22 protein-coding genes are annotated in these 22055 nt (G+C 57.1%); 12 read left to right on the top strand and 10 right to left on the bottom strand.

The window, feature by feature from the left end; genetic code table 11:
- Window positions 1-127: 127 nt before the first annotated feature.
- Window positions 128-1165, bottom strand: coding sequence for an acyl-CoA thioester hydrolase/BAAT C-terminal domain-containing protein (locus PF049_14125; GenBank protein ID WBY18013.1), 1038 nt, complete (start codon window positions 1163-1165; stop codon window positions 128-130).
- Between the two features lie 196 nt (window positions 1166-1361).
- On the opposite strand from PF049_14125, the gene PF049_14120 reads away from it, so the two are divergent.
- Complete coding sequence (locus PF049_14120) at window positions 1362-2780, top strand: hypothetical protein (protein WBY18155.1); 1419 nt, start codon at window positions 1362-1364, stop codon at window positions 2778-2780.
- Window positions 2781-2831: 51 nt separating this feature from the next.
- On the opposite strand, the gene PF049_14115 is transcribed toward PF049_14120, so the two are convergent.
- Complete coding sequence (locus PF049_14115; protein WBY18012.1) at window positions 2832-3479, bottom strand: GNAT family N-acetyltransferase; 648 nt, start codon at window positions 3477-3479, stop codon at window positions 2832-2834.
- 111 nt (window positions 3480-3590) lie between these two features.
- Entirely contained in the window at window positions 3591-4025 is a 435-nt protein-coding gene (locus PF049_14110; GenBank protein WBY18011.1) for a GNAT family N-acetyltransferase, read from the bottom strand.
- 44 nt (window positions 4026-4069) lie between these two features.
- Here PF049_14110 and PF049_14105 point away from each other — a divergent pair, with 44 nt between their 5' ends.
- The gene (locus PF049_14105) at window positions 4070-4951 is read left to right on the top strand and encodes an aminoglycoside phosphotransferase family protein (GenBank protein ID WBY18010.1); all 882 of its coding nucleotides are present in this window, start codon (window positions 4070-4072) and stop codon (window positions 4949-4951) included.
- Window positions 4952-5227: 276 nt separating this feature from the next.
- Here PF049_14105 and PF049_14100 read toward each other — a convergent pair whose 3' ends face one another.
- A complete protein-coding gene (locus PF049_14100) occupies window positions 5228-5797 on the bottom strand; it encodes a zeta toxin family protein (GenBank protein WBY18009.1) in 570 nt (189 codons plus the stop codon).
- 334 nt (window positions 5798-6131) lie between these two features.
- On the opposite strand from PF049_14100, the gene PF049_14095 reads away from it, so the two are divergent.
- The gene (locus PF049_14095) at window positions 6132-6494 is read left to right on the top strand and encodes a hypothetical protein (GenBank protein WBY18008.1); all 363 of its coding nucleotides are present in this window, start codon (window positions 6132-6134) and stop codon (window positions 6492-6494) included.
- 8 nt (window positions 6495-6502) lie between these two features.
- Here the strand turns inward: PF049_14095 and PF049_14090 are convergent, their stop codons facing one another.
- On the bottom strand, window positions 6503-7705 hold the full coding sequence (locus PF049_14090; GenBank protein WBY18007.1) for a tyrosine-type recombinase/integrase: 1203 nt from the start codon (window positions 7703-7705) through the stop codon (window positions 6503-6505).
- A 166-nt stretch (window positions 7706-7871) separates the two neighbouring features.
- On the opposite strand from PF049_14090, the gene PF049_14085 reads away from it, so the two are divergent.
- The 3 genes from PF049_14085 (at window position 7872) to PF049_14075 (ending at window position 10399) form a co-directional block, all read left to right on the top strand.
- Window positions 7872-8774, top strand: coding sequence for a hypothetical protein (locus PF049_14085; protein WBY18006.1), 903 nt, complete (start codon window positions 7872-7874; stop codon window positions 8772-8774).
- A 158-nt stretch (window positions 8775-8932) separates the two neighbouring features.
- Window positions 8933-9217 (top strand): hypothetical protein, encoded by a 285-nt coding sequence (locus PF049_14080; GenBank protein WBY18005.1) that lies wholly within the window; start codon window positions 8933-8935, stop codon window positions 9215-9217.
- Window positions 9218-10126: 909 nt separating this feature from the next.
- Window positions 10127-10399: a hypothetical protein gene (locus PF049_14075; GenBank protein WBY18004.1), complete on the top strand. Its 273-nt coding sequence runs from the start codon at window positions 10127-10129 to the stop codon at window positions 10397-10399.
- A gap of 44 nt (window positions 10400-10443) precedes the next feature.
- Here the strand turns inward: PF049_14075 and PF049_14070 are convergent, their stop codons facing one another.
- The 3 genes from PF049_14070 to PF049_14060 form a co-directional block, all read right to left on the bottom strand.
- The gene (locus PF049_14070; GenBank protein ID WBY18003.1) at window positions 10444-12036 is read right to left on the bottom strand and encodes a hypothetical protein; all 1593 of its coding nucleotides are present in this window, start codon (window positions 12034-12036) and stop codon (window positions 10444-10446) included.
- 145 nt (window positions 12037-12181) lie between these two features.
- Window positions 12182-13105, bottom strand: coding sequence for a nucleotide-binding protein (locus tag PF049_14065; GenBank protein ID WBY18002.1), 924 nt, complete (start codon window positions 13103-13105; stop codon window positions 12182-12184).
- On the bottom strand, window positions 13102-13794 hold the full coding sequence (locus PF049_14060; GenBank protein ID WBY18001.1) for an adenylate/guanylate cyclase domain-containing protein: 693 nt from the start codon (window positions 13792-13794) through the stop codon (window positions 13102-13104). Before PF049_14060 ends, PF049_14065 begins: the two co-directional genes overlap by 4 nt.
- A gap of 228 nt (window positions 13795-14022) precedes the next feature.
- On the opposite strand from PF049_14060, the gene PF049_14055 reads away from it, so the two are divergent.
- A complete protein-coding gene (locus tag PF049_14055; protein ID WBY18000.1) occupies window positions 14023-16263 on the top strand; it encodes an AAA family ATPase in 2241 nt (746 codons plus the stop codon).
- The gene (locus PF049_14050) at window positions 16263-17030 is read left to right on the top strand and encodes a DCL family protein (GenBank protein WBY17999.1); all 768 of its coding nucleotides are present in this window, start codon (window positions 16263-16265) and stop codon (window positions 17028-17030) included. Before PF049_14055 ends, PF049_14050 begins: the two co-directional genes overlap by 1 nt.
- A 30-nt stretch (window positions 17031-17060) precedes the next feature.
- Here the strand turns inward: PF049_14050 and PF049_14045 are convergent, their stop codons facing one another.
- On the bottom strand, window positions 17061-18857 hold the full coding sequence (locus PF049_14045; protein WBY17998.1) for a recombinase family protein: 1797 nt from the start codon (window positions 18855-18857) through the stop codon (window positions 17061-17063).
- A gap of 372 nt (window positions 18858-19229) precedes the next feature.
- On the opposite strand from PF049_14045, the gene PF049_14040 reads away from it, so the two are divergent.
- The 3 genes from PF049_14040 (at window position 19230) to PF049_14030 (ending at window position 20667) form a co-directional block, all read left to right on the top strand.
- Complete coding sequence (locus tag PF049_14040; GenBank protein ID WBY18154.1) at window positions 19230-19508, top strand: excalibur calcium-binding domain-containing protein; 279 nt, start codon at window positions 19230-19232, stop codon at window positions 19506-19508.
- On the top strand, window positions 19505-19831 hold the full coding sequence (locus tag PF049_14035) for a thermonuclease family protein (GenBank protein WBY17997.1): 327 nt from the start codon (window positions 19505-19507) through the stop codon (window positions 19829-19831). The genes PF049_14040 and PF049_14035 overlap by 4 nt, the downstream gene beginning before the upstream one ends.
- 278 nt (window positions 19832-20109) lie before the next feature.
- On the top strand, window positions 20110-20667 hold the full coding sequence (locus PF049_14030; protein WBY17996.1) for a hypothetical protein: 558 nt from the start codon (window positions 20110-20112) through the stop codon (window positions 20665-20667).
- Window positions 20668-20693: 26 nt separating this feature from the next.
- On the opposite strand, the gene PF049_14025 is transcribed toward PF049_14030, so the two are convergent.
- Window positions 20694-21233: a hypothetical protein gene (locus PF049_14025; protein WBY17995.1), complete on the bottom strand. Its 540-nt coding sequence runs from the start codon at window positions 21231-21233 to the stop codon at window positions 20694-20696.
- Between the two features lie 366 nt (window positions 21234-21599).
- Here PF049_14025 and PF049_14020 point away from each other — a divergent pair, with 366 nt between their 5' ends.
- Window positions 21600-21845, top strand: a complete 246-nt coding sequence (locus PF049_14020; protein ID WBY17994.1) for a hypothetical protein — start codon at window positions 21600-21602, stop codon at window positions 21843-21845.
- Window positions 21846-22055 lie beyond the last annotated feature (210 nt).

Below are 22055 nucleotides of genomic sequence, written 5' to 3'. Positions count from 1 at the left end.
AGCATGAGATGAGGCCGCTATGAGGCAGAAATCTCTTTTCGATTTGGAGCCTTGTCAGCGCACATGTCCGCTACCGACCCTAATATTGGACGTAGCGCGGACCATGGGACTCGCCTGAAAACGGACGTCACTCATCGTTAATCTCAGAAGATGGATCTGGAGCGCCGTCACCGACTGTTGAGCTTAGAAATCGGAGTATTCGAGACCACTGATCCTTGCGTGCAGCAATATCGCCTTTTTCATCCGCGCCCATGCGCCCCAAGAATTTAGCGTCACCTTCTGAAATATTCTCTGCTGGACCGAAAGCCCAGTGACCAGCATTGTCGTAGGCTAATACCTCAGTGGCCGGACCTGAGTTAGAAGTGGATCGGCGCGCCAGTGCTTCGGCCATTCGGCAGCCCGGCCAAAGTGTATCGTCTTTGCCGCAAATCAGCAGGATTGGCCCCGCAACCTCTTCGACTTCTATGAATGCTGACGGATACTCGTCCGCCAAGCCTCTACTAAGCTTGAATATCTCAAGCCGAGGCTCGTCTGCGGTAAAATACTCATGCCAGCCCAATGTGGCGTAAGGCAGATAAGCGACAGGCTCTCCTCCCTCTGCGAACGAGGAGCTGAACTGCGACATGTCTATGCTGTCGAAGTCGAAGCCCTGCCAGACCACGTCGCTAGGCATAGCTGCAATGACGGCCCCGATACGGTCATCTTTCGAGGCTACTAGCAAAGCCGCTTCTGCACCCTTGGAGTGCCCGATTATACCGACCGGTCCGGCTCGAATATCCGGATTGGTTTCAAGCCAATCGAGCGACGCATCAAAGGTTTCAAGCGGAACCATGTTGAATGACTTGTTGTCATCCGTTGTTGAGTAATAGGCTTGATACAGAACTGAGTAACCCTCCCGCGCCAACTGCCGCGCAAAGACATTGCGATATTCCCGCAAGCCGCCCTCGGATCCTCCGAGCAACAGGATTGCAGGCCGAGGCCCTTCACCTGCCCCACGGTAGAAATTGGCTGGAAATCCGTTGATGGTGACCCGATCTCCACCTGCGCCTGCTTCTGCAATGACGATTGGTGTTGGCTCTCGCGTGAACCAAAGATAGGCATTTATCGCGATTAGAACCGAGATGACGCTCAGGCATCCGATGCCGAATTTGTATCGTCGCTTCATTCTCTATCCGCCCCTCTGCTTCGTTAATCTGGATCGTGACAAATCAAGCAAGCGTAGTGCAAGAACAAATGGCAGGGGTTGTGAAATCGTGCGTAGACCTTTGGCGGTTGATTGCGTCATCGCCGGAGCACGCTGTAATGCGAGAAGAAGATCCGACTGATCTGGGGGGCGGAATTTGAGTTTCGGGCACAAAACTGTGACGGCCTACGCTCTCGCGGCTCTTTCCGGACTGTTGCTATCGATGAGCTATGCCATGCACCCACTCTGGTGGGCTGCCTGGCTTGCTCCCGCGCCGCTACTGTTTGCAACCTTGCGTGTCCCAGCATCGCATCGACGGTGGATTACCCTGCTAGCGGGAGCGCTCGGCGGGATCAGCAGTTTCGCCTATCACCTGACGGTAGGCAGTTGGTTCTCTGCGCTCCTGATCCTTTTTCTTGTCGCGCTGGCATGGTCGAGCGCGATACGCCTCGCGGTTGGGTTCGCAGAGAAACGTCAGTTCTCCCTCGCACTCCTTTCCGTCCCCGTCGTCTGGGCAGCAATCGAGACGCTGCTGATCCACTTTTCGCCCCACGGAAGTGCCGGAAGTATTGCCTACAGCCAGATGAATGTCCTGCCTGTCATCCAGGTGGCAAGCCTTGGCGGCGTTCCCGCAATTGCTTTCGTTGTATTGCTGAGCGGTAGCCTTTTAGGTCTGCTGCTCGGGACGGAGTTCGAAACGGATCGCCGTGAAAAGCTTGTTGCCAGCATTGCCGCGATCACCGTGATCGGTGCGATATTGGCATTCGGCTTTATCCGCCTCGGCGAAGCGGATCGCGCATCGCACCCCAACATCGCCCTTATTTCGACGGATAGCGCCGACAGGCGCCAGACCAATTTGGTTGGGTTTCTGGGCGTTTATGGCGACGCCATTGAACGTTCGGCAAATTCGGGGTCGATAGTGGTTCTGCCTGAGTCAGTGCTCGATTTGCCCGAGGCGCAAGCTGAAATTGCCGCGCGGGAGCTGGCTGAAAAAGCCTCCGCGACGGGCTCGACGATCGTAGTGGGCATGTCCGTCGAGGAAGCGGATAGGGTCACAGGAAGAGCTTTGATCGCGCATCCGGACGGCCGCTTTCATTGGTATGTAAAGCAGCACCTTATTCCGGGAATCGAGAGCGAGCTGACCGCGGGCTCCGACCCGCTTGTCACCCAGGTCGGGAGCGCGAGAACGGGGATCGCGATATGCAAAGACATGCATTTCCCCACGCTCGGCCGCGAATATGCGCAGCAAGGATCTCAGCTCATGCTGGTGCCGGCCAACGATTTCGAGGTCGATGACTGGCTCACCTCTCGAATGACGGTATTGCGGGGCGTCGAGAGCGGATTTTCGATAGCTCGCGCGGCACGGGGTGGTGGGATCAGCTTTGTAAGCGATCGTTTTGGTAGGGTGCTGAGCGAACGGCGGAGTAATGCTGCCTTGGGTATCCTGCAAAGCGAAGTACCAATACCCTTGGCCGCGCAGACAACCTACGCTTCTGTCGGCGATCTGTTCGGATGGATTTGTGTCCTAGTCTGGGCGGCGTTTATCGCCCTTCGCCTTGGCGCGTCCGGGAGGCGTGCTGCGCACCAACATTCATGATCTGGACGAGAGCAGCGTCGATCGCTCGGTGATGTTGGAGAATGGCCGAGGTCATTCGAGCCAGTTCGACCGCGGCAATTCCATCTCGACCGATGGGACAGTGCTTCCAGCGGCCATGCTCGAACGTTCGCCCGGCCCGGTCTCGATGAAACCCAGCTTGCGAAGCACGCGGCCTGAGGCCGGGTTGTCTTCAAAATAGCCGGACGTGACAAGAGGCAGGCGAAGGCTCTCGAAGCCAAACCGGACGACCTCCGTGGCAGCCTCCGTCGCGATCCCCTTTCCGGCATGAGCAGGCGACAACCAATATCCGAGTTCTGCCGAGTTCCTGTCCTCTTCCGGGGTTAACCCGACCGCGCCGATAAGAGTATCGTCCCCGATCAAGGTGATGGCCCAGACCCACTCGCTCGGAACAACCTCATCAAGGAAGAAATGCGCGTCATCTGTTCCATAGGGGTAAGGCACCCGCGCCAGACGGCGAGCTACATCCCAATCCCCTACGATGCTCACTATAGCTTCGACATCACCGAGTTCGGGCCGCCGTAGCACCAAGCGCTCAGTCAAAAGGTCCGGACGTTCAGTGAGCGAGATATCTCTGACACTCAAAAGACCAACTCCTTCTAAATTCGACTTTGGGTTCGAGCACTTGCGTACAAATCCCTCGCGCAGAAGGGGGGTAAGCTCCGGAATGACCGTTTTCATCCACAACTCCCTGATAGCGGATCGTCCGCTTTCCACCCACTTCGCGACTAATTGGCCGAGCAAGCGACGGGCCAGGAGCTGACTGACAGCTACCGACCCCAAAATCGGTCGTTAGATCAGCTTGAAAGTGTGCATAACAGCGGTCGTTGGTTCAGGGTCGTGCTTTGCGGCTACCGCGCGATATAGCGAGTTGGCAGCTACATTGTCGGGGTCTGCAAGGACCCATGCCTCCGTGCATCCGATCGTGCGGCCATAATCAAGCATTTTCGACACCAGTTTTTTGGCAATCTGCTGTCCACGCCACGCTTTGGCTACGCCGACTTCGTTTATCCACATCTCGCGAGGCTTATCAGGGTGGATGTAGTCCACCGCCGAAACGAAGCCCACGATCGTATCGCTGGCTCTAGCTATCACCATGTGGTTGCTTTCATTGGTCAAGAACGATTCCAGGGCATCAGCGGACAAATCTGAGTCGAACACGTCTTCCGCGACGCTTCTGAACTGATCGATGTCGTCTCGACCTACGAAGGTGAACGCGATTACCATCACCCGTTGATAGCATGACGCACCAGCTCTTGGTATAGCAGCGCATGATGGACGAACACCTAAACAGCCTTCTCGCCATGTACTTTCCTGGTGCGAAACTGCGACAGCATGAGAAGTTGGAAGGCGGTGTTTCAGCGAATGTTACCTTGCTCGACGTTCAACTTGAGACCAGTGCAATGACAAGGCTTGTCTTGCGCGAGCACGGAGCGAGCCACTGCGGACATCCGGCCGCTCTTGAATTTGAATTGCTGCGCTCGTTATACAGCTTGGGTTTGGCAGTGCCTGAGCCGATCGCATGGGGTAATGCCGATGGCGCTGATCGACACCCCTTCACCTTGCTGCGCTACATTGAGGGATCGACCGATATTCCCGCTTCGGCCGTCGAAAAGCATATTCGGGTCATGGCAGAGCAGCTGGTGGCCATTCACGGCAGCAGGACCGACACATTGCCAGCGTTGCCGTCAAGATCGGACCCGCGACCCGAATTACTCGACTTCCTTCCTCCGGAGGCCGAGTGGCACCGACTGCGAGACCATGTCGCTCGAATGGAATTCAGCGCCTTTTCGGGCGAGCCTGTGCTGCTGCACGGAGACTATTGGCCAAAGAACCTGATTTGGCAGAATGAGAAGCTTGTCGGAATCATTGATTGGGAGGATGCAGCGCTTGGCGATCCCCTGTCGGACGTCGCCTGTGCGTGTCTGGAGCTAAGTTACCTTTACGGCGACTGGGGTTCTCGCGTCTTCTTGGATGCTTATCGTGAAAACAAGCAGGTCGCTCCTATGCGGTTTGCACTGTGGCAGGCTTACGTCGCAGCAGCGGGGAACCGAAGTATGGGGAATTGGGGCCTCGACCCTGAACGGGAGCGCTCCATGCGGCAGGTAGCGACAGCGAGCATCAGAAATGCCGCGTCTGCACTAGGAGCGTGAGCGCCTTTGGTCGAGGCCCTTAGCTCTTTCGGCACCGAGAACGACGGCGACCTTATTCGCGCCTTGAACGTCCGCTTCCCCTTGATGCCTCTCGATAGCGGACGTTCTGCTCCCCACCTATAAGCAGACCATCGTTTGCGCAGGGTCACAACCTGTAGGCGGCCCGTCAGCTTAGTCTGGATGATTCCCAAGATCGGACGGACGGCTCACGACCCTAAAGTCAGCCGTTTCGGGGGGTGTTTTGATATCCCGAAAGCAGAAGAAACTCTAGGTCAGCTAAAGCGAAAAAGCCTCGCATATTTCTAATGCAATCTGGTCCGGAGATGCCTGCGAAGTGTCCATCTTCAAGTCATAAATCCGTCCTGTGTGGACCCGTTCATATTGGCCTTTCGCCAAGCCGATATCTCGATCTCCGCGCACACGTTCCCGCTCCTGCACTATCTCCAGCGGCGCGAAAAGCCCAACCAGTCGATACTCAAATCGGCTAAGCAGTCTGCGGTAGTGAACGTCTTCGTCGGCGAGAAAAACATCATCAATCACCATGTTGTTGCCGCATTCGGCCATTGAAGCGACGGCGCTGCGCATACCAGCTAAGGCGCGCTCAATTAGATCGCCGAATTTAACATCAATCGTTTGACTGTCGATGCGCTCGAAAACCAGCCCCTCACGGCTTTCAAGAGCCCGGCGGGGAAGCATTCTGAGGAAATCATCCATTTGCACATGAAGGAAAGCTCCCCTCGCATGATTTTGAATGGCCTTCGCCACCGACGTTTTACCGACGCTGCTAACACCATTTATCACGACAATCTTTGGTTGCTTGAACCGTTTTGTTGCTACGCTTTCCATGAAAGAGAGAATTGCTCGGTTGTGTCCGCTTGGCAATATTGATGCTCGAAAGCAGACTGTCCTCTTCCCACCCTCATTCCAGACTTTCGCGTCATGTCTGTGGCGGTGCCTTCGAGCTGTCGACGACTAGCACACCATCTCGTCTAACGGCATGTTTGCGAACTTCGGTCCAGCTACGGCCAAACCGCTCGAAGGTCTGGCGCGCGACGGCTAGCGACTTGTCAGAATTAATCCGCATAGCGTAATGCTACCTTGTGAATGACGGGGAGGCAAACTGCCTTATCAATAGTGTAATGAGACCGCAGTTCTCCACACGAAGCACAAGGTGTGAACCATGAGCGAAGCGACCAATTTCAAGCCCAAGTGGACTATGCCAGAGACCGGCGCCGACATCGCACGTTTTGCTGAGAGTCTTATGATCTCAAGGGCGCGCCTGGCCGAGGTGATCGGTGTGACGACGGCAGAACTCAATCAAAACAAGCTGTCAGGATCGACGCAGGATCGTTTGCAGCCGCTGCTCGATGTTTACAACCGTGCGATCTGGCTCGCCGAGGACGAAACAAAGGCTGCCTGCTGGATGAACCATGGGTACCCGCGAGGTTTGGGCAGAGGCTCGCCGCTTGATTGGATCGGGAAGGGCGAAGCCGAGTATGTCAAAAACGTGCAGGGCGCGGTTCATGCCGGAGTTCACGCCTAGCAGGAGCGTCAATCCAGCTTTGAAAGCAAACGCCCTGCTGCGCCTTCTTCGGCCGCAAGATTGCGATTGTAGGCGAGCGGCATCTTTGGCGAGTTCCAGCGCAACGCATCCATAATGCCAGCGAGCGTCTCACCCACCGCGAACAAGTCCTGGTTGAGCCCGACCCGCGTCGAATGCGCGCTGAACCCGTTCACGAGCTGACCAGCCTGCTCCTTGTCGAGATCGCCGAACGCGCCCACATCGATTGCCTCCGAGATCATCTTGCGAAGAATCGGTGTGATCGATCCCGGATGCAGGGCCTTTTCGCCAACCTGATGCTCAACCCGTGCTGCCACCGCGTCGCGCCCGACGAACTTGCGCGGGTCCCAAAGAGCGCGCCCTGATAGCTGCGAGGGCTTCATCGGTTTTCGCGCAGGTCGTGCGGCATAGCGTCGCACAATCACCCGCCTGAAGATCGGCCCGTCCTCGATGTCCGCTGCTTTGAGCCAGGCGTCGATCGCCTTGACGCTGCGCGGTGATAAATAGGCGGTGGCGCCTTCTCCCTCCTGGTCGCCCTTATGGCGATCGATTGCCAGCAGCCGGGCCTCGGGATCGAGCGCCTCCAGCAGGTCGGCGACCTCGACTACAACCAGTTCGCTGGCGCGAAGCCCCGTATCATAGGCGGTCGAGAGCAGCGCGCGATTCCGCAGCCCGGTTGGCGTGTCGTCGCAAGCTTCCAAGATCGCGCGGATATGTATGCCGCGCGGCGTATCTTGCACCGGATCCTTGACCGCGCCGCGGAACCGAAGCGGTCGCGCCTGCTTCTGCTTCGAACCAACCACGCGCCGATGCGATGCAATCGCGAGGCGGCACAGCTCATGTTTGGTCGGGTCTGCGAGCCCGAGTAGTCTATGAGCCTTGGCGAGCGATGCCTTGTAGCGCACTAGCGAGGCGGGTGCACCACCTTCGGCGGCGCGATGCTTCAACCAATTCGCGACCTGTTTCGGCGTGGCGGGAAAGGTCGAATAATTCTCGCGCCGACACCATAGATCGAACGCTTCAACATCCTGGCGCAGCGCGCGGATTGAATTCGGCGCAGCTGCCGTGACATAAGCCTCGAGCATCTCCCGATCGACGTTTACGCCCGGACCCCGCAGCGCCAACGCAAGATCGGTCACCACTTCCGCGATGGCGGTGTTGCTGGGCGCGTACGGGGAGGGGATGCCGGCCATTTCAGGCTTCAGACTAGCCAAAGCAGGCGTCTCTGCAACATGTGATAAATACTCTTTATCACATGTTTGTTTCACGACCGTCCAAGCAAGCAAAAGCAAACCCACTTTTTGCTTTCCTACGGAATCCATATGCGCCTAGAATCGTTGGATATTCGACGACAGCGATATGGAACGCCAAGATCCCCTTCTCGCCCTCGGACGGCTCGATGGGCGCCTGACTCACAGTCCGGCGCGAACCGCCTGGAGCATCCGTGCGCGCTTTGAAGGCGCCGCGATCGCGGCGCGCAATGCCGGGGTTCCGACTGACGCTAACGCTATCGAAGCTTGGGTCGCAGGCTCGGGCTTGCCGCCGCGCGCGAGTGAAGGCCTGAACGATCCACTCGGCGTTGCGGCGATCGTCCACTGCTTCTTCGCTAGTCTTGAGCCCGCGACCGGAAATCGGGAGCGTCAGGTTCGCCGCCTATTGCGCGGCTTGTTCGACGCCGAAGCCGAGGCGTCGACCTGGTCAGGTGCCGATCTTATCCATTACGGTCCGCTGTGGAGCGCCCTTCTCAAGATATCGGAAGAACCGGGGTTAGAGCCATCGCTGACGTCGATCGCTGAAAGGCTCGCGCATGTGGCACGGTTGGTCACGCGCGCTACGGATCATGCCGAGCTTGTCGCGACGCTTCCCGACGGCCGGGCCGTCACGTTCGGCCGCGACCATCCCCGCGCTTGGTTGGTACTGGCGATGGTGCCGGTACTCCTGCAACGTTCGGGATTGAGCGCCAATCTGCTCCCTTCGCTCGTTCCAAGGCACAAGTTCCTATGCTCGTCGGTCGCGGAATGGCGTGATTTGCTGACCGAGTGCCTGTCCAGACAAGCTCCGGCAGCTGCTAGCGCTCTTGCACGTTTGGAGCGTGAGATGGCGCAGCTGCATACGCGATATCGCCGAACTTCGCGGAGCCGTTTGGTTGATGCAGCCGAGCTGCGCGTCGCTCTGCCTTCTCTTACTCGCAATAAGCTTGCGATCGCGGTCAACGCGACCCCTGCGGGGGCAGGCTACTTGATGCGGCAGCTCGCGCGCTAGCACCGCGCAGAATTATGCTGGGCCTCAGGATGGGGGCTTTCCTTCCGCGACTGATCGGCTATCACTCTTGGCACGAACCTTTTGCCTGCCCGATTGCATCGCCCACTCGGCTCCGCGGTCGGCAGGATTGTTGTAAGCAATCGAAAGGTTCCAATCCCATGAAACCACATGCATGTTTTCGTGTCTCGGTCGACGAGGTCGCGCAGGATTTTGCCAAATACGCCGAACTCGCCAAGACGCGGACGTTTGAGATCTACGATCGGGGCAAGGTCGAGGTCATGCTTGTCCGGATGGAAGCGGTGCCCGAATGGCATCGTCAGCTGCAAATCAACGTACCGACGGAATTGATGTCTGATGATGAATGGGAGGCAATTCAGTCGGAGTCGGAGCGGCTCAAAAAGTGGATCGAAGAGAACGGTGATGTTTGGCCCGACGAAATCTAGTGAATGAAATCCATGGGCGCTGCGCCTCAACCGACGGATGCTGTGCAGGTGCTAACTCGCGCATTGCTATCTGATCTGCTCGGAGTGAAGCGCGAGTATTTTCAGCCTTTGAGGCGGCCCAATTGCGGTCGCCTCGTTTTCGGTGTTCGGTGACCAGATGTCGCGCGCGGCGTCCCATCTCAGTCATCACGGCATTCATAGCAGGTCCCCGAAACGAGACGTTGAATGATCATCGCCGATCGAAAGCAATGTCAGATAATCCGGAACTGCCTGTTTTGCGGTTGGAATCGGGGCAGTTAACATCCCAAGCAATGAGTTAAAGTGTCAAAGCGAGCCCTGAGTGTATAAATGATAAGGATGAGCGTATTCAGGCAAAAGAGGAAAGCAATTCGCGGTTACAGATAGACACAGAACCCAAGTAACCGATCTAGCTGGCATTGAATGAAGTCGACCTCATTCACGAATTTCATCGTATTCGCCTTCGCGTCGGTTCTCATAGGCGGCTAGCGGGCACCCTCGCATTGTTCTGCAGCACTTCTCACCGCTATCGAAAACAGCCTTCCAATACCTCTCTAACGCCTTGCGACGTAAGTGCTCAGTAAAAGCAAGATCGACTAGTAATTGCCTTTTTTCGCAATCGATGCGGAGCGTACTAACTATACGCCCACGAGCACGTCTCCGACAACCTCTCGGACAGAGAGCACGGCCGTTAATGGCGCGGCCCTTCTTGTCAAACAGGTGCAACTTGGGATCGGTTAGCCAACTCGGCTCACCGAGGCGTGCGGAAGCATACTCTTCCTCCAGACCTGCTTCGGCAGCAAGCGAGAGGGCACGCTCATGATGTTCGCCCGCGCTACCATGATCTAGGGATTGGTTTACGGGCCAAACTCGCGTGAGTTCAGCGACCCCTTGGCATCTAAGAAACTGGTCGAGCTGCACCCACCACTGACGGGCCTTTTCCGTCGACTGCACCTTAAGGTAGCGCAGACCCAGGCAGAAGGTTTGATCACCTTGAATGTGCCGCTCGGGGCATCGACACGGCAGATCAGTGCCTGGCACTTCCTCGCGGACCCGTGGAACCTCTCTCCCGAAGATATGCAGTTGAAGGCCGCCGACCGCCCAAGGCGTCTTGGGCAGTCGCGCATGACCAACAAGGTAATCTCTATTAGACTTTTCTATTGAAAACCAAGCTGGAGCCGTTTCAGCCAGGTATAATACGGCTGATTTCACCTGCGATCATGTGCCCGCATCGGCGGGGATGCATCAGGCTCATGCGCGCGCATTGGCTCGCCGTCCGCTCCTGTGTTGATGTAGGGTGACGACATAGTCCCCAGTACCACCTCAGCAGTCTCCGTATTCAGATTCTGGAAAATCCGCTCGTTACCGAAAGCTTCGCGAACGCTTGCTGGCGAATTACGATATGCGTTCTCGCCAAGCGCTGTCTCGATGCCATTGCAGCGCCGCTGCTCCGCTTCAGAAACGCAGGTCGCACGGCTAGCAGCTGCGCGAACACTGGCATCGCCGCGTAGACCGAGCCGACAGATGGGCGTGGTGCCGTAATCGATGCCGATGGCAAGGCCCAGGCCCTCGATTCCAGGCAGCATTTCGCGACACAATTCGAAGGAGGAACGAAGCCCTGCGGCAGCATCGACCGATTTCTTCATCGTAGCCATTGAATTGGTTTCGATCGTGCTTCCTTCCGCGAGCAGACCGTGGACGCAATCCCCGATGTAGCGAACCTTTCGACCGCCGAAATCGTCCCGCAAGACGGCACCCATCTCTGCGCGGATGACATGCAGATTGGCCACGGCCTCGGCAATTCCGCCGGTCGCGATGGCATGGTCGATATAAGCCGTGAAGTTGTCCACGTCGGCGAAGATCGATGCTAATTCCATCCGGATCGCATTGCTCGGAGGATGGTCCGCGTAGACTAGGTCTTTCAGCGGTGGCTCCTTGTGATGGAACCGGAAGACCGCTTCGCCACTGTCAGACTTAATCCGCGCGTCAAGACTTTCGAGCACCGAAGCGTATGCCTTTTCGAGCCGTTCGTTGGCGGTCTGCCGAACGCCTGCCATAGTGATTTCGTCGTCAAGATAACGGCGCTCAATCTCTTCGTTGAGGAACACGCTCTTGGCGAGCGGTTTGGTCGCCTGTCCGATCGCGGAGGCCGCTCGCGGGCTCAGATTCAGGCCTTCATCTGTTCCGTCCGCGAGTTTGGCCGCATGATTCGCCGGGCTACCGATGAAGAGCGGTTCGCGCTCGCCGCGCCGACCGGAATCAATGGCGACAGCGGGCCCGCTGTCGATACCGATGCAGACACCCGTCTTGAAATTCGGATGCTTGTCGCCGAGCCTCTCGACCATCTCACGAAACGCAGCGGAGAAAGCTACGGCGACCCGAACACGTTCGCCCTCGTTCTCGGCTCCTTCGGGGGCCAAGACTACAGCATGCAGTCTCGAGCCGTGGAAATCCACCCGCTGCATCTCGAATTCGTCGAGGAGTTCGTCACAGCCCCGGTAGTGCGCATGGAGAAATTCGAGCGCCCGCTTATGGCTTGCCTCGGTCTCGCGTCCCGCCTCGGTCAAGACATCATTAAAGTCGATGAGATTGGCATAGACGTGAACGGCGTCCGTGGTGATTGCCCTATTGCGCGGAATATCGATCAGAGCTGCCCGCACGGAAGTGTCGGCAGCCATCCCCTTCTGCACCCGAGCCTCGGTGAGGAAGGTGCGAAAATCTTCGACCTTGATGTCGCCTTCCGGCACGCTTTCCATGAAATCCCGGATTCTTTTCCGGGCACGATCCTCGTTCCACGCCATCGTATGCAGCCTCCTTGATGATCGCGAATCACCGAAGGGCTGCGACCTGTTGTGAAATGGAACGTTAGAAGAACATCTAGATTTTATCTAGCCTTTCCAGCCCTTCAGCGCACATCCCGTGGATTACCGGCGGGCAGGCAAGGTCTCAGCCGTTGAACGGGCCCCACTCTTTGATGTGATCCCGCAGAGTATTGCATGCTGGCGCCATAAGTGCTGAGGCGTCCTTGCCGGGTTCGTAGGAGTAGGGGATGGTGGTCACGCCAGTAAGATCGCTGGGCAACTTCACCTTTTCCTCGCGCGGTTCCATCAGAATGGCTCGCTTACGGCCGAGGCGGCCCATGAAAAGCCCGAGCTCGAAGATCACATTATCACGAGGCGCAGGCCATTCCTGGTCCCGGAACAGGGTGACGTCGTCACTATGAGCGATCGCTATTGCGAAATCGGAATCATCGACTTCGGTCTCCAGCGAATCCAGAGCGTAGCTCGCAACCTTGAAGACATCGTTCGTCCAGAGCCGCACTACGAAATCGTCATGCTCAAAGGCGTTCTCGATGATGCGCCCGACGGCCAGCGCCTCTACCGAGCAGATGATAAAAACCCGTATCTTTTCGCGGTGCTGTCCAACCAGTTTGTTGCGTTCGAACAGGCGGCGGGCCAGTGTCCTTGCGATGACTCGATAGATATCCGGATAGCGCGAGGCGACATCGGTGATATCGGCGTGCGTGATTTTGGCGACCAGCCCTGTCTCAATCGCTACGACGTCTGCGGACCGACGCTGAGATGGCTCGACGACCACCATTTCTCCGACATGGTCACCTCGTCCGCGCGAGGCCACATCACGACCGTTCACGACGATCCTAAAGCTGCCAGCTACAATCAGGAATAGATCGTTGTCGTCGCCGCCTTGGGCGATGATCGCTTCGCCCTCGGAGACCTCGATGATCTCGGCTCGGTCGGCCAGTTCCTCGGCTAGTTCGCGATTACCGCTGACGATCTGTTGCTGCAGCATTGCGTCAATGAGATTGCCGCGTCCTGCGTCGCCCTGAAAACGATCGATTAATCCGCTCAACTGAACTGCCTCCAATAGGTCGAGGAATATATCTCCTCGTCGTTGTGCTGGTTCCATTTCCAGCTAGTCCAGATATTCTCCCCTTTGGACCCAAACTTCTGCGAACCATCGAGGTAATCGTAAACCCGTTTAGTGATCCAGGTCGGCTGATCTGCGCTAAGTGATGTAAGCTTGGCAGCGAGATTTGCAGCGGTGCCTATCCATACCAAGTCGTTGTCGCCGCGAACACCTGTGCGTGCGCCGCGTATCTCCGATACGTCGATGCCGATCACATGGCGGATCTTGAAATCACCAGACCAACGCTTTTCTTTCTCTGCTTGGACGTAGTTTTTTACCGCGTAGTTGATCTTCAAGGCACAGGAGACCGCCTCGTTTCGCTGTCTATCTCCTATGAAAACCCCCATGACCCTATCACCGTCGTATGAGACAATCTTCCCGCCATGGTTTCGGATAAGACGGGAGGCCGCATAGAGGAACGTCTTGTATATCTCTCCCGCGAACTGCCATTTCTTCGTCTCGACGAGATCCGTAGACTGGTCGAGATCAGCATAGAGGACGGTAGCCTTTTCAAAACGCACTGCGTCGTTGGTTAGCTTCAGGTCGCTTGCGTCTGGAACAACCTGACCGTCTCGTACGGCCCACTTCTTGCCGAATGTATCGGCACAATTCTTTTTAATGTCGTCAGCCACGCTCACGTTTTACCTATACCCGATGGGTGCCCCTAAGCTGGGTCAGAATGATTACTGACAGAACAAATCGAAGATTTCTTCAAAAGCTGCGCTCGCCGTTTTATGAATAAGTTTAGTAAGATCTCATGTCGCGCAATTCAACGAGCGTGAGCTAGTTTGCTGAGATCTCTGGAGGAGCATGAGTAGGGGCCGCTCCCGATTTTCTGGGCAATACTCTGAGGAGAGACTATGCTGATTAGTATATCGATTACTGGTGAGGCCACTTTCCCAAACGACGGCGTGGAGCTGAGCGAGCTCAAGAAGGTGAATTTCCTCTTTGGTCATAATGGCTGCGGCAAAACAACAATCTCTCGTGCAATCAGCGATCCTGCAGCCCGAGACGGCTATTCGGTGGGCTGGGCTAACGCTCGTCCAATCGCGGCATTGGTCTATAATCGCGACTTCGCAGAGAACAACTTCGGCGAGCAGCTCAAAGGCATTTTCACACTTGGCGAGGACTCAACCAAAAACGCAGAAGAAATTGAACGGCTACAGGGTGAGATTGGAAAGCTCGACCGCGAAATCGACGGACTTATACGCAATCTGGAAGGTGATGATGCCTCCGGTGGGCGGCGCCAGGAATTGAGAGACGCGAGAGTTCAGCTCGAAGAGGCTTGTTGGACATCGCAACAAACCCATAAGGGCGCCTTCGAAGAAGCGATGGCAGGGCACAGGCAGAGTAAGGCCGCATTTTGCGACAAGCTTATCGCAGAAGCGGAGAACAACGCGTCCGAACTCGTACATCTCGATACGCTCAAATCCCATGCGGAAACGACATTCCGAACCGATGCGACTGAACAGGCGCCGATTGCTCCGATCGATTTCAGCGGCTTTCAAGACATGGAAAATGCACCAATCCTAGAGCGCAGGATTGTGGGTCGCGACGACGTGATCGTCGCCAAGCTCATCGAGCAGCTAGGTAACAGCGACTGGGTGAAACAAGGTGTGCAGTATATCGAGCCCGCCAACGGGCGCTGTCCGTTCTGCCAACAATCCGCGCCTGCCGACCTGCGTGACAATCTCGATGCTTTCTTCGATCGTCAATACGAGAACGATCTTTCTGCAATCAGCGCGCTTGCCGACCAATATGCCGCTGCCGCCAACAACGTGGAGGAACGGGTGCAAGGCTTGCTTGCCGAGACGTCGCGGTTCGTAGACAACGATGTCCTGGCCGAGCGCCATGCGGCGCTCAGGCGCGCCTACGATCTCAATATCGAAAGGCTCGATGCCAAACGCCGCAATCCCAGCGAGGCTGTTCAAATCGAAAACACCCTGGGAGTCGGCAACGCGTTAGCTGAGATAGTCGCGCAGGCGAACGAAGCCATTCAGTCCCACAATGAGCTTGTGCGCGACCTGGCCGCTTCGAGAACGACGCTGAGAAGCCAGGTCTGGCGCTTCATCATCGAAGAGCGAAAGACTGATCTTTCAACCTACGAAACAACAACCGGAACGATCTCAAAAGCCATCGAAGGCTTGGAACAGAGCCTTGCGTCGAAACGCCAAACGCGCGCGGAGTTCGACACCCGGTTGAAAGAGCTCGAGGCCAAGGCAACCAGCGTGCAACCGACGGTCGATGCGATTAACTCGATACTCACTTCCTTCGGCTTCACCAGCTTCAAGCTCTCGGTCGCGGGCGAGCGCGGTGATATGTACCGCATAGTTCGTTCGGATGGCTCTGATGCGCGGAGCACGCTCAGCGAGGGCGAACGCTCCTTCGTGACGTTTCTGTACTTTTATCACATGCTTTCTGGAAGCACTTCGGGTACCGGCACTACCGAAGAGAAGGTCGTCGTGTTCGACGATCCGGTGTCCAGCCTGGATGCTGACGTCCTGTTTGTCGTCAGTTCGCTTATCAGAAACGTCATCAAAGATGTGCGCGACGGCAATGGCTCCGCAAGGCAGGTGTTTGTGCTCACGCACAACATCTACTTCCATAAGGAAGTCAGCTTCGACCGCAGCCGCGCCACTGACAATTGCAGGCGCGATGAAACATTTTGGGTCGTGCGCAAGCGCGAGGGCATCTCATCGGTTCAGAGCTATGGGTTCAACCCAGTGAAGACGTCGTACGAAATGCTATGGGAGGAAGTACGCGCTGACGATCGCTCGAAGCTAACGATCCAGAACACTTTGCGCAGGATCATCGAGAACTACCTGATCGTGCTCGGCGGCCTGAAGCAAGATGAAATCGTAGCCAAATTTGAAGGCAGGGAGGCGCAGATCTGCGCTTCTCTTTTCTCTTGGACCCACGATGGCTCTCACACCGCGCATGATGAAATCTACCTGGCCGCAGACGGTAATGCGGTTCAGGGATACCTGCGAGTGTTCCGGCAAATCTTTGAGAAAACGGGACATCTTGCTCATTTCAACATGATGATGAAGCTCCCGAGTGGGGATGTTCCAAAGGCTTCGCCCGAGCCGGTGGGCGAGTAGTGGCTAAGCAGATCAGCCTTAGCAACGGACGCGTCTGGAATACACAGAAGGCGGCGACTGATCATTTCCGTACGCTGCGGGATCGTTATCCGGACGGCGTCCCAATCGAGGATGCGAATGATCACAGTGACCTTGCTGCCTTGGTCGAGCGGTTTGATGCTGCGCATGGCGAGAACAATTCGAAGGCCGGCGCAGGGATCGACCATTTCGAAGTGCGCACAAATTCAGGAGCTGGTGGCGCCACGAGAGGCTTCTGGGCCATTCGCACGGATGGCAGCGAGACCGATTTCAGCTTCATATGGGCGATACGTGGTGAGCCAAAACCACTGTTTCAGGAATTTGCCGATGCCTGTCGCGCGGCGGTTCTGTCGGACATTCGAACAGCAAAACGGGCGTTTTTTAACGAGCATGCCGACGAACTCGGTTTTGTCGAATGCGAGATTAGTGGCGACCTGCTCACCTTCGAAGAGGCCCATGTCGATCATGCCGATCCTACCTTCAGCGCTCTGGTCACTGCATTTCGTGAGGGGCGCGGGTGGCATTCCGAGGTGCCAGAGGGCACTCTGAGCGACGCGGCAGACGGCCAATTCACTACGACTTTTGCGAGCGAGGAAGTCGCGATGGCCTTCCGGATCGCCCACTATCGGAATGCCAAGCTAAGGATCATCTCAGGACCCCAGAACTTGTCGCGATCTTCGAGTGGCGCAAACTCTAGCGTCAAACGGCCGCTTACCTTGGTCAATCCTGAAGAGGTAAACATTGGCTGACGCTGTCACTTACATGGAAAGGTCGCTGACCTATGGAGCTTCTATTCTCGCGCTCGGCCACATGCCGCGCCCATAGAGGTTGCGAGGATCAATGGCGCGCTCGGGCGCTGGAAAGCCATAAAGCTTGCGCTGTACCGCCCAATCGGTCGGCACATTGGAATTGAGTAAGACTTTCCTGTTGAGACCGGGAGGCTGCGTCCCGTCGAAAACCGCCGTCACAATGTCAGGAGCCAGATAATTCAGCCGGATCAGACGGGTGAATTGCGCGGTGCGGCAACCATGGATCTTGGCTAGAGCATCGAGATCGAGCGCGCGATTCTCTTCCACGAGCCGCTGGGCTTTTCGCGCGCTTCGAACCAGATCGACAAGCTTCTTGTCCGGCTTTCCTTTGCAGGAAGTCTGTCGCGGATTGATGTGCAGGGAGGGCCATCGCTCCGCAGTCACTGCCCGCACGGCAACGATATGCTCATACCGAGCATCGCTGCACGACCAGTTTGATGGACGCCCGCGGAAACTCATTTCGCTCTTCCATTCGAGATACCGCTGTACCTCCAGCATACGAAACTCGATCGAGACCTGGTCCTCACCGAGCTCCACACGATGCGCGATCGCCTTGAAAAGCTCATGCAGATGCGGCTTCGGGGTCGCCATCAGTCGGTCGGATGCCGCTGGCCCTTTCGCTGCCAAGGTTTCCAGGTTTTCGCCGAACAGACCCAGCCCTTTGAGCGCCTTTCGAAGCTTGATGCGATCGCATAGGAATGCCGCGACTGCCGCCAAAACAACCTCATCAAGCTGGTCGGCGCTCGCACGATACTGCCGGAGAAATAGCTTCTGCGACCAGATGGCGTTGCTCGAGACGTAAGTTTTATAGAACTTGCCCCAATGCCACTTCAGGTCGAGCCGCATATGGCGCCCAAGATCGTCCCAAAGCAGGCCGGCAAGGAAGTGGTCAGTGTCGCGATTGTGAGGTCTGCGCTTTTTGCGTTCCTGGCAAATTATCTGCGCTTCGTCCCAGATATCGCGCGAGATGAGCGGTTCGTGCTCTCCGGGGTAGGTCGTATCGTGCCCGCGAATTTCTCCGACATACATCGGATTCTGGACGATAGCGTAGACCGTGCTCGGTGATATCGCAGTTCCGCCACGCGGCTTGCCGCGCGGCGAGTACTTAATAGAGCTACAATATCCGCGCTCGCGCACTGCGGTCATGACCTTTGTGTAGCGCCTTGTCCGCAAGAATTCGTCGAAGATGAACCGGACGATCTCAGCTTCGGGCTCGTCAATCTTGAGACCGTCAGGCGTAGCAATGTAGCCAAATGGCGGCAGGCCACCATGCATCTTGCCGTGCCGCTTGCGGGTGCGAATGCTGTCGCGCACTCTCTCCGCGATAAGCTCGCGCTCGAATTGCGAGAACGTGAGCAGCACGTTTAGGATCATCCGGCCCATGCTGTCGGACGTGTCGAAAGCCTGTGAGATGGGGACCAGCGCGATGTTGCGGCGATCGAAGATCTCGATCATCCGAACGAAGTCCGCGAGACTGCGCGTCAGCCTATCGATTTTGTAGACGACGACAACATCGATCTCTCCTGCTTCGATATCCTGCATGAGCTGCGAGAGGGCAGGGCGATCCATTCCGCTCCCCGAATGACCGCCATCGTCGTATCGGTTCGGTAGCTCCACCCAGCCCTTATATTGTTGGCTCGTAATGTATGCGCTGCTGATTTCGCGCTGCGTGACCAGCGAATTGACGTCGTGCTCAAGACGCCGATTGGTGCTCTTTCGGGTGTATATTGCGCACCGTTTCAGCGGTGCGATAGTTTCGATACTCATGGACGCTCTCCGGCAATTTCTCGGCCTATCGCGCCGCTAGGATCGGTGGAGAAGGCGCGAGCGCCGGATGAGGGGATTTATGCGGCTGTGCGAGTGGCGATGCGAATGCCTACTTGGCTCCCGCAAAAACTGCTTTCCTACAGATAACCTATTTGGTTATCCCGTTGTCGAAGGAGGCAGAAATGCTGGAAATTGACGCGACTTTAATCACTGCTGTTGCAGCTCTTATTTCGGCTACAGCGACGCTCGTCTGGGCATTCAGGCGAGATACCAAGAGTGAGTGACGGGAAAAGCATGAAGGAAAACGGCGAAGCAAAGACGCCCTGGAGTATGAAGGCGGAATTCGCGTTCCTGCTCATCGTTCAAGTGGCCATGCTTGTGGGTATCGTCGCGTTTCTAGCCTCCTCGGCTGCATCCGCGCATCCTGGACGCACGGCCGCTGATGGCTGTCACAACGATCGCAAGAACGGCGGTCGACATTGCCATGGCGGTCGCGCAGCTAGCAAACCGACAAGAACCCCGAGCGGCGAAGTGTACTATCCAAATTGCGCTGCCGCTCGTGCCGCCGGTGCAGCGCCGGTACGAAGAGGACAACCAGGCTACGGCCGACATCTAGATCGCGATAACGATGGTATTGGATGCGAGCGGTGAGCTTTCTTCTCGCCATCCTGGCAGCGAGCTCTCCTATCGGGGTCTGTCCTCCCTCAGGGGTGCGGATCACATGCGTCCACGATGGCGACAGCTTCATCGTGGCGCGCGAACGGATACGTATCGCCGACATCGATACACCAGAACTCGACGGCGCCTGCGAAAGCGAGCGTCGGCTAGCGGTGCGTGCAAGGGATAGGCTGGTGACCCTTTTGAATTCGGAGCGCTACAACATCATTCGCCAAGATACCGATCGCTATGGTCGGACGCTCGCGATTGTCACGAATTCACGGGGATCGATTGGCGACCAGATGGTCCGCGCTTGATAACTTCCACAAATGGTGCGACTCAACCGGGTGCAATTTGCCCCGATTCGAACCCTTTTGTGAGACGGCGTGTCCATTTCGCCGGCTCGAAATCGGCGTGGTCATAGTCGGTGAGACTAGTTGACCACGTACGGATAACTCCTTCTGCGCGGAGCAGAAAACCCGCGCGCACCAGCGCGGAAACCGGCTTCTACAGCTTCCGAAACGGCGCGAATAGGGTCGCCTTCCAGTCCTCGATCGAGCGTGGATTCGTCCAACTTTGCGATTTCGCGAACGAGGTGCGGCACATCGCGTGGGAGCCTTTCTCCATCGAATTCCGCGATCTCATCGACGAACGGACACGGGTCTATACGCCCGATTATCTCGTCGAGATCAACGATCGCGAGGACCGGCGCTACCGCTACATCGTCGAGGTGAAGGAGCGCCGCGAAGCCGATCGCATCGCGGCGGCAGGAAGCGCGTCTGCCGCTGGCCGCGCGCACGTCGCGATGATGCGCTGGTGCCGCGAACAGACGGACTGCTCGTTCCTCCTAGTGACCGACGAGAAGCTGATCGAGAAGGGCCTGCCGAATGCAAAAGCAATCCTGGACCGCGCAGCGCACAAGCCGGCCCCCTCGTTGCTCGACCTCATACTGTCGGGCAGGCTCGGCGAGTTTCCTGCGAAGCTCGGATCGGTGATCGCGAACGTCGAGCGGCTTGGCCATGTGAGGAGCGAGATCATTTCGGCGGCGCTGCATGCGTGTGCTATTGATGAACTCTGGTTCGATATCACGCGCGAATGGGACGAGGACGCCATTCTAAGCCGCGGACCGCGCCGTAGGGTCTTTCTACGGTAACCAGTACGGAGCCGAATTTCCTGCCTTCAGGAGCTAGTTCTCATCGTGTCCTCGGATGGCGGATTGATGCGGAAGGTTACCTCTTTGGGACAGGCCTCCCAATGCTGCTGGACAGCAATCGCGCCCTGCTTCCGGATTTTCCTGGCCTTCGGGATGGCCGTGCGCCAGCTGCGCTTCGATCGGACCCGCCGCGCGTAGCGAAACTCTATGGTTCGAGCATAATCGTCGATCGCGTCGAGCAGAGGGTGGTGGTGTTCCGGAATGCCCTCGAACAGCATGTTCGGGAGCGCCGCACGATACCGACAGCAAATCGTCGTCCACGAAGCTTCATCGCCGATCTCGTCGCACCACGCGAGCATGAAGACGATGGCCTCGAGCGTCTCGAAAGCGCTGTATCGCAGCAGGTAATTGAGCGTCTCTTCGAGCCGGACGGCGGGATCGATCTCGCCCCGATCCGAGCCGTAACCGAGCATAAGCAGAAGTGTGCGGCAGGGATCTGACAGCTGCCTGATCGCTGCCCTCAAACCGCCCGGCCCTAGTTCACGGCGCATCAGGATCTGCGCCATCGGTCCGCGAAGCATCGCAGCGGTTCCGGGAAAGCGTCCGTCCAACCGATCGAGAACGGAGGCCTGCACATCGCATCGGATGCGACGCTCGCCCAGGCGATAGTGCCGTAATGTATCCTTGCTGCAATTGAGCTCGTTTCTGATCCATTCTGCGTCTTCGGGCGTCGCGCGGAAGTCGACGCAGGCCATGACCCACCGGGTCAGGGTCCATTCGGTCTTCGCTCTCTTCCGATACTCCATCGCTCTTCGACTCGCAGTTCGATCAGGCGACAAATTTGGCCCCAATTACGTCGTTTGGACAAGCGTAACGAGCGTGACATGCATGCCAACTGGCGATTCTCCGACCCGAAAAGGACTAGCGTGAATATGGCTTCGAAGGCGTCCGGTACCAAGCTGGCGGAACACCTGGTCGACGGATCGGGACCGTTTCTGACCGGCGGGGCACTGTGGAAATCCCTCGGATTTCCGAGCGCGGCTGCCTTTCGCAAGGCCAAACAGCGAGGACGCCTCGGCGTCCACGTTTTCAAGCTACCGGACCGGAGCGGAACGTTCGCCTTCACCCAAGACGTGGCCGAGTGGCTGCGCGCGATCGATGAGGAGAAGTGTATGTAGACAGCTCGTGCCAAACAACTGAATTTGATCAGCACGAAATGGAAAAAGCCCGGCTCCGAGGAGCCAGGCCTTTTCGGGATACTAGGACCCCAAGCACCCTCGTCATCCCCGAAAAGCGGCCCCAAGTCAAGCGCCATTGCGCGCCTGGCGCCGGTCGCGTGCGCCCTTTTTCCGGCTCGTGCTCCGTTCTCAAAAGAAGGAGTACATTCA

Source organism: Erythrobacteraceae bacterium WH01K (assembly GCA_027941995.1).
Lineage (GTDB): Bacteria > Pseudomonadota > Alphaproteobacteria > Sphingomonadales > Sphingomonadaceae > CAJXSN01.
The sequence above is the reverse complement of the archived record's forward strand: the minus strand, read 5'-3'. Positions and strand labels throughout refer to the sequence as shown.